Raw genomic sequence first — 8,205 nt, forward strand, 5'->3', positions numbered from 1 at the left:
TGACCGGTTTGCGCGAAAGGTTCCTTATGGTTCAGGAACCTAAAAGCCTCATCTCCTCCGGTATGGGGAGAGGCATGGAACGCACGACATCTGTGTGAAGGTATCCGTCCTCGGTAGGCCGCTACGGTGCGAGGCAAAACACAAAAGAGTACGAAACTTGCAAACGTCTCTCTTTTAAATCGTCTTGCATTTCACAGAAAAGAATACTTATGCAAGTGGCCCATTTCACATATTAAATTGTAACACGTCTGTGCCTAGATGTCAAGAGGAAGACTATCTTTGGGCATAACTCTTAACTCTAACGACTCCTTAAAATGAAACCGCTCTAGAGCCAGTTCTGCAGAGCAAGCCAATCTCGCTCGCCCCCTATCCCGTCCTTTCCGTCTTGCAGACAGCAGTACAGCGGCCAGGGAGATAGGGGATAGTTTGGTTAGTTGCCAAAAGAACGGTTGTAGAAGAGATCCGAGCGTAAGTTTGCTTTGTTTGTATCTTCCCCTATGAGGGAGAACGAGGACAGGAGATGTGGATTTTGCTTTCTCTGCGGTTTTCTTTGTCGGCGATTAAGGTATTATGGAGTATTGAGGCAGTGGACAGCCGAGGTGCCGGAGTGCGTGCAAGCCGATGAATGAGCAGGATTTTGTGAATGAACGTCAGGCCGATTGGCAAGAGTTAAGCCGTATTGTCCGGAAAGCCGATACGCGCCAAGGGGTGCGTGCGCTAGATAGAGGGGACTTGTTGCGCTTTATGAGGCTCTATCGGCGTGTCTCCTCCGATCTTGCCTATGCATCGGCTCAGGCGCTTAGCGAAGATATTGTGGGCTATCTCAATGGGTTGGTAGGGCGCGCCCAAGCGATTTTATACGAGGCCGAGACCTCCACATTCCCGCTTCAGACCGTTCGCCGCTTCTACCTCTATGAATTTCCAACCCTTTTGCAACGCCGGTGCGGTTATTTTCTGGCGGCTCTGGCCATTTTTCTCGTCGGTGTTGGGCTGGCCTACTGGATGGTTATAACCTCGCCGCCGCGGCTCAATCTGTTTATTCCCAAAGAGTTCCAGGCGAGTGTGCGCGTCTGGAAAAGCGGCAAGATCGCATCACCTCCTTCGGCGGCCTTTTCGGGCATGCTGATGACGCACAACTTTCAGGTGGCCGTTATGGCCTACGCCACAGGCCCAGCCCTCTGCGTTCCCTCCGCCTATCTGTTGTTCTACAATGGGGCGGTGCTGGGAGCGATGTCGGCCTTAATGACCCAAGTGCATCGTCACGCCACCTTTTGGCCCGGCATCTTGCCCCATGGCGTTGCCGAGATCACGGCCACGCTCATCGCAGGGGCTGCCGGCCTTATGATGGGGGCAGCTCTCCTCTTTCCCGGTCCCTATCGCCGTAGAGAGGCCTTTTTACGAGCCGGTAAAGAGGGCGTTCAACTGCTGCTGGGAACCATTCCGCTCTTTGTTTTTGCCGGTCTGATCGAGGGCATGTTCTCACACCTCGCGCTGCCCGCATGGCTTCGCCTTACCTTCGCCGGACTGAACGGCGTTTTCTGGTACCTCTACCTGTTCTTGCCCCGACGCTTACCCGTTTTTGGAAAGGAGAGCGAGGTTTAATGCGCCCGAAGGAACTGACCTCTTGTGCGCTTCGTAACTCTCCTAAGAGTCTCTCCGCTTTGGAGTTTTCAATCGCATGAGTGGAAACGACACGATAAGCGCTTCCATTGACGTTCTTCATCGCCTACGTCAACGCTACCCGGAAACCGCCTTTCTTGCGCTTGGCCAAACCGTGTTTTGGGATGAGCCGATGAAGGCCGTTTTGCGCCGCCTGCTCGATCAGGCGCAGCTTGGGGGCAGAATGGTGGTGGGTGTTCATGATACGGACTACTTTGCCCGCACGCGCCTTCCTAATGCCGGCGAGGCGCGTTTTGCCTTGCTACCCCACAACGATGGCTCTACACGGGCGCTCTGGTCGGCTGCCGGGGAGATTTCGGCCCTGTTCGGCAGCGAAACGTTTCCCACACGGCACGATTTTACCGCCCATAGGGTTCCCTTACGTCGCCTTGCCAGTGCAGACCCACGCGGCAAACAGGCCTTTATTGACGAGGTAACCGAAGCGTGGGGCTGGCGCGGGCTGGCCTATTTGGGTTCGAGCGACCTTATCGCCAACTCTGTTCGTCTGAAAGATGTGGAAGAAGGGCTGTTGCAACTGCTCTCTTGGGGGTTTGAAAATAGCTGGCAGCAGATCGGCCCGCAATGTTGTCATCAGGAAGCGCGCAAAGTGGGGGAGGCGCTGCTGCAGTGGTGTAAGAACTACTGTCAGCAGCATCCCGATGCCACGCTCTCCCAGCTCTATCGCGCCCTCCTGCCTCACCTCTATTCGCTGCTCCTCGGCCATCCGCCCACCGACCTCGAAGTTACCTGCACCTCCGACCTACTGCGTTTCAACACACACACCGCTTCGCTGCCACGATTTCGCATCGTGTCGCTCTTCCTCGATCCTGCCACACGCGAAACCGCTGTGCAGGCCTACAACAGCGTGGTGGCAGGCAGCGAAATCTACACCCTCGATCGCTTCGGGCCTGGGGCGCTTCCCTTCGATTGCCTTGTGCCGGGACGAGGCCGTGGCACCTTAAGAATAACGCCACGTGTGCTCTTCATCGAAACCCGCGCGCCCATCGCCATCCCGCTCAAAACACCCATCGAAACGGTAGAGGCGCTGGCCGAAGTGCTTACCGCGCGCCTTGGGGATCAGATCACTTTAGTTGGAAAAGCCATTACGCTTATCTCGATGTTCGCCCAGGAGTTTATCTGTGTCTTCAATGAAGAGGGTTCGATGTATGTCTGGCGCACTCGGCAGATGAATCAGCAGTTGAGACAGCAGGGCATCCCCATCGAGGTTCATCCCCTGTTACGCTTGCGCTATCGAACGTGGGATTCTTTGGAGGTCGCCAACGCGACGCTGCGTCCCACAGCGCATATCGCCCATGCATTTGGCCGCACGTCGCTGCTCTGCTCGGAGTTTGCCGCCGGCTGGAGGTCGTCTCTAGAGCGCCAAGAGCGGCTTACCCAACAGATCAAAGCGCTTCGTAAACCGCTGGACTTGATCCGCTTTTTAGAGCAGCAAGACCCCGTTGGCGCTTGGGCCGATCGGGCAACGGAGTACACTACGGCCAATCGCCAGCTTATTGAGCTGCAGAAGGAGGTGCAGCCGCTGCGGGAACGCCTTAAGGCCGCGCATGAACGCCTTTATCGCCTGAAACAGCAGGAGCAGGTTGTGCAGCGCGAGATGGGACAGCACTATCGCAGTGTGAAAGAGTGGAACGCCGAAGCACAGGCACAACGCGAGCAGTACAGGGCCACACTAGAGCGCATTGCCCATGAGAAGAAGCAGACGCGCATCCAGATCGTCTCGTTACGTGCAGCCCTTCTAAGGCAGGAGCGTGGCGAAAAGGCGCAAGCGGCACGAACTACCCGCTCGGAGGTGCAGCTGGAGGCGGAGCGAGCACGCCTTCAACTTGTGCGATATGCTCTCCTCACTTTGCGTGGGCTTCCTCATACCGATCATCGGCCTTCTGCATGGTGGCTGCCCATGCTCTCCCCTTCGGGCGAGTGGTTCCGTCGCATTGTTGAGACCACCACCGTATACACCGAGCCGCTTCTTTAGCGCCTAGGGAGGCGCTAAGACGAGCGCGAAGCGAGCATCTCGCGGGCATGCTGGCGCACCGTGTCGGTAACGGCGTTGCCGCCTAACATACGGGCAATCTCTTCGATACGCTGTTCAGAGGTGAGCGGAGTTACTTGCACCGTTGTGCGCTCGCCCTCAACCCGCTTCTCGATGGCAAACTGATGCTCGGCGCGGCTTGCAATGGGGGCGAGATGGGTAATACAAAGCAGCTGTGCCCTTTTTGCAAGTACCGCCATTTTTTCGGCGATCACGCTCGCCGTACGACCCCCAATGCCCACGTCTATTTCATCGAAAACCATGGTGGGCAGCTCTTGACGTAACGACATGGCCGTCTTCACGGCAAGCATCACCCGAGAGATTTCGCCCCCAGAGGCCACCTTCACAAGCGGCCTCAGCGGCTCGCCGGGGTTGGTAGATAAAAGGAATTCTATGCGATCGGCACCCTGCAAAGTGGGTTCCGTGGGCTGCAGTTCCACGCTGAAACGGGCACGCTCCATGCCAAGCTCCTGCAGTTCGCGTTGTATCAGCTTCTGGAACTCTTCGGCGGCGACCCGGCGCAGGTTGCTAAGTCGCTCGCATTGCTCGGCCAGCGTCGCCTCTAAACGGGCTATTGCGTGATCCAAGTCGCGGCTGCGCTCTTCACTGTGAGTGAGAGCATCGAGCTTGCGTTCGGTTTCCTCACGATACTGCAAAATCTCTTCGATAGTGGCTCCGTACTTGCGTTTAAGTGTGCGTAACAGCTCTAGCCGCTCCTCGATCTCCTGCAGCCGCTCCGGAGAAAACTCGATGTTCTCTTGATACCGGCCAAGTTCGCGCTCAACCTCACTCAGCTCGTAGAGGGCCGAGCGAACCGTCTCTAACGGTGCATTTAGCCTCTCGTCGAAAGAGGCCGCCTCTGCTAACGCCCGTTCCACCCTATCGAGCGTTTCAATGGCACCACCCGCATCCTCATTGCTTAGCCCTAAGAGGGCGGTGGTCACATTCTCTGCCAAGCGTTGCGCATTGGCCACGCGCCTATGTTCGGCGGCAAGCTCCTCATCCTCTCCCACAACAAGTTTGGCCGAATCGATCTCGCGAAGCTGGAAATGATAGAGGTCGAGCAGATGCATTCGCTCGCGAGCCTCTTTTTCCAAGGCCTGCCGCTCTTGGCGTAAGTTCTGCAGTTCTGCCCATGTGGCCGCGAGAGCGGATTTTACTTCCAGAATCGGTTGACCACCCCACTCGTCGAGAATATCCCGATGACGCGATTGCGAAAGCAGGGACTGATGTTCATGTTGACCGTGAAGGTCTATCAGCCATTCGGCAAGCGTTTTGAGCTGGGCCACGGTGGCGGGGCGGCCGGCAATGCGGCAAAGGGAACGCCCGTTGGACTGTATTTCTCGCGAGAGCAGCAAGAGACCCTCTTCGGGTTCAAAGCCCATCTCTTGGGCGATCTGGGCGATGTGCGGCAGGCGACTGAGGTCAAACAGAGCGTCTACCATCGCCTTGTCGGCACCGGCACGCACCATGGTGGGGTCTGCCCGTTCTCCCAATGCGAGGCCGAGCGCGTCAATGAGAATAGATTTGCCAGCTCCTGTCTCTCCGGTAAGCACATTGAAGCCCGGATAGAACTCGATGTCGAGCTGGTCAATAATCGCTAGATTCCGCACAGAAAGTCGCATCAACACGGCCTGCAGCCCTCTCGCTTTTTAAAGATACGATGTTATATCTACATTTTACAGAAAATTCGGCAGAAAGCCCCGCACCTTTAACCGGGAAGGGGTGCCGTTGGCTCTATAGCCAGGCGCCTGCAATGCGACAGGAGACTGGGCAACAGCGGCTGGAAACGCTCACGCTCTATAGCACTTAGGCCGTTCTCCAAACGGGCAAACTGAGCGCAAAAACGCTTAAGTCGGCGCATTATCCGGCTGAAGGGCGAAGGCGCCAAGAGGCCCTTAGGCTTGAACCAAGGAGTAGTCACCTATGGACCAAAGCGACCTGTTGCGTACGGTGGAAAAAGTAGTAGCGCAGCATTTTCTGGGCGATGGGGGCTGCCGCCTGTGCCCCGTAGCCGCCGCCTTCTACCATAACAGCGATGGCGATGCGTGGATGCTGCACAGGAGCAAAGCAGATGAAGAAGGCATTGTCCTCTTTTTTGCCTTGACTATAGGCCTGGGCCGTACCGGTTTTACCGGCGATGGAAAGCCCCGGAATAGCGATCCCTGCAGCCGTGCCGCCGGGTTGAACGGCCATCTCCATCCCTTGAACAATAGCCTGTCGTGTTGCCAGGCTAAAGCCTATCTGGCCACGCACTTTCGGTTCAACAGGCTGCACTTTACCGGTGATAGGGTCAACAATAGCGTCTACAAAATGGGGGCGCCACAGCGTGCCACCGTTGGCGATGGCCGCCACGTAGTCGGCGAGTTGAAGCGGTGAGACCCTCAGATATCCCTGCCCGATGGAAAGGTTGAGGGTATCGCCCGGATACCAAGGGCCTCGCCCTGTCTTTTTTTTCCACTCCGGCGAGGGCAGCAGGCCGGGCGTTTCGGTGGGAATATCTATGCCGGTACGGCTTCCAAGCCCGTAGCGTTTCGCCCAAGCCACAATCGCCTCCGGACCGGCCAGAAGCCCCACATGAAAAAAGTAGACGTTGCAGGAGGCACCGATAGCCCGATAAAAGCCGGTGGCGCCGTGCACCTCGTCGCAGTGAAAAAGTCGGGAGCCGAGCCGCAAGTAGCCGGGACAGTAGAACTGAGTTTGTGGGGTGATGACCCCACTCTGCAAACCGGCAGTTGCTGTGATGGGTTTGAAGGTAGAACCACAAGCAAAAGCGCTGTCCGAAGCACGGTTAATTAAGGGGTGGGCCGGGTCTTTGAGCAGCTTGCCATATATCTTTCCGTACTGGTTTAGGTCGTAAGAGGGCCAACTAACAAAGGCGAGCACCCCACCGTTGTTGGGGTCTAGTGCTACCACGGCTCCGCGGTGGCCTGTATCCGCTAAAGCCTGTGCCGCCACCTTTTGAAGTCCAAAGTCAAGCGCTAGCCTAAGTGTTTTCCCCGGAATAGGCGCGATCTCCTGCCCCTGACCCAAGATACGCCCGCGCGCATCCGTCTCGTAGTCGGTTTCGCCCGCCTGACCGCGAAGCATCTGCTCGTAGGTGCGTTCAAGGCCGAAAATGCCTACCTGGTCGTTCATGTGGTAGCCCCGACTTTTCCAACGCGCATAGAGTTCGCTGGTAATAGGGCGGGTGATGCCAAGAAAGGACGAGCAAAGCCCATCGTCGCGATAGTATCGAACCGGCTCGCGCGTAATGAAGACCCCGGGCAAGTCAAAGCTCTCCTCTTCCACGCGGATGAGGGTCTTGATGTCCACATCCTTATCAATGGGCATTGGGTCGTAGCGACTGACTTGCTGCACCCACTTTGTTAACTGGCTTTGAAGGTCGGGTTCGGAAAGGTTAAGCAGTTCGGCCAGACGTGAAAGCGTTTGCGGATGCTTGCGAACATCGTCTGGAAAGACGGAGATAATGTAGCGCAGTCGGTTAGCGGCAAGAATATGCCCGTTTCTATCTTCGATGAGGCCTCGAGGGGCGGTTCGGCGAATGTGCTTGTATTGAAGGTTTTGGCACTGTTCGGCAAGCTCTTTGCCTTCCACTACCTGCAAATACCAGAGACGAGCAACGATAGCTGCCAACAATAGAAAGATAATGCCATAAAGTAGGCGCAAACGCCTTAAATCGGGCACATGCTCCGGTGCCTCAATGGGGCTGGTTATCGGTTTTTCGGCCACTTGCGCTACCTCCTCTTTTTTTCTTACTGCGGAAGCACGGGCAAAAGTCGCAGACGGCTATCGCTTAACTCTTCTAGTTTACACGCTAAGTTGGTTTTTGATGCGGATGGTAAAGTTCGGTTTTGGTATATTGGGGTATAGGGCCTGTTGGCAGGAAACGATGGAGGCTTTCGAGAATAGAACTTTGTCTACTTTTCACAAAGGGGGAAAACCGTTAAAATAGCAGCGAGTTTCTAAATATAGCGGCGGTCGAGTTCGATAGCACTAAATAACGGCATCTGCCGCGTTTGTAGAAAAACTCGGGTGACAACAGTCTCGCTGTTGCGCCAGGTGGCACCGGCGTTTGAGCGTCGGTGAGGATCGAAACACGTCGCATCTTGCCTGCATTTCCATTTTCGGGAGTAGTCGCCATGTCGAGCAGCTTTGTTCACGTCCATTGCCATTCGGAGTACAGCCTTTTAGACGGGGCCAATCGTCTGAATGCGCTTATACAGCGCGCTGCAGAGCTAGAGATGCCCGCTCTCGCACTCACCGATCATGGCGTAATGTACGGGGTGGCGGACTTTTATGAGCGCTGTAAGGCGGCGGGAGTGAAGCCCATCCTCGGAGTGGAGGCCTATGTCGCCCCACGCCGTTGTACCGACAAACAACCCAAGCTCGACCAGGCAGCCTACCACATGGTCTTATTAGCCCGCAATTTGCAGGGCTATAAAAACCTTCTCAAGCTCACCTCCATCGCGGCTCTGGAGGGTTTCTACTACAAG

5 protein-coding genes are annotated in these 8,205 nt (G+C 56.2%); 3 read left to right on the top strand and 2 right to left on the bottom strand.

Translation table 11 applies throughout. The features are described from left to right. Window positions 1–621: 621 nt before the first annotated feature. Together VKV29_RS06975 and VKV29_RS06980 are read left to right on the top strand one after the other, a co-directional pair. Window positions 622–1,602, top strand: coding sequence for a stage II sporulation protein M (locus VKV29_RS06975; RefSeq protein ID WP_324200584.1), 981 nt, complete (start codon window positions 622–624; stop codon window positions 1,600–1,602). A gap of 76 nt (window positions 1,603–1,678) precedes the next feature. Continuing rightward, window positions 1,679–3,652, top strand: a complete 1,974-nt coding sequence (locus VKV29_RS06980) for a hypothetical protein (RefSeq protein WP_324200585.1) — start codon at window positions 1,679–1,681, stop codon at window positions 3,650–3,652. Window positions 3,653–3,666: 14 nt separating this feature from the next. On the opposite strand, the gene recN is transcribed toward VKV29_RS06980, so the two are convergent. Both recN and mrdA read right to left on the bottom strand, forming a co-directional pair. Next, entirely contained in the window at window positions 3,667–5,334 is a 1,668-nt protein-coding gene (recN, locus tag VKV29_RS06985; protein WP_324200586.1) for a DNA repair protein RecN, read from the bottom strand. Between the two features lie 295 nt (window positions 5,335–5,629). Beyond that, a complete protein-coding gene (gene mrdA / locus VKV29_RS06990; RefSeq protein WP_324200587.1) occupies window positions 5,630–7,441 on the bottom strand; it encodes a penicillin-binding protein 2 in 1,812 nt (603 codons plus the stop codon). Between the two features lie 410 nt (window positions 7,442–7,851). Here mrdA and VKV29_RS06995 point away from each other — a divergent pair. Beyond that, the coding region (locus tag VKV29_RS06995; RefSeq protein ID WP_324200588.1) for a PHP domain-containing protein at window positions 7,852–8,205 on the top strand (354 nt) is incomplete at its 3' end.

Source organism: Chthonomonas sp., from assembly GCF_035294165.1.
Lineage (GTDB): Bacteria > Armatimonadota > Chthonomonadetes > Chthonomonadales > Chthonomonadaceae > Chthonomonas.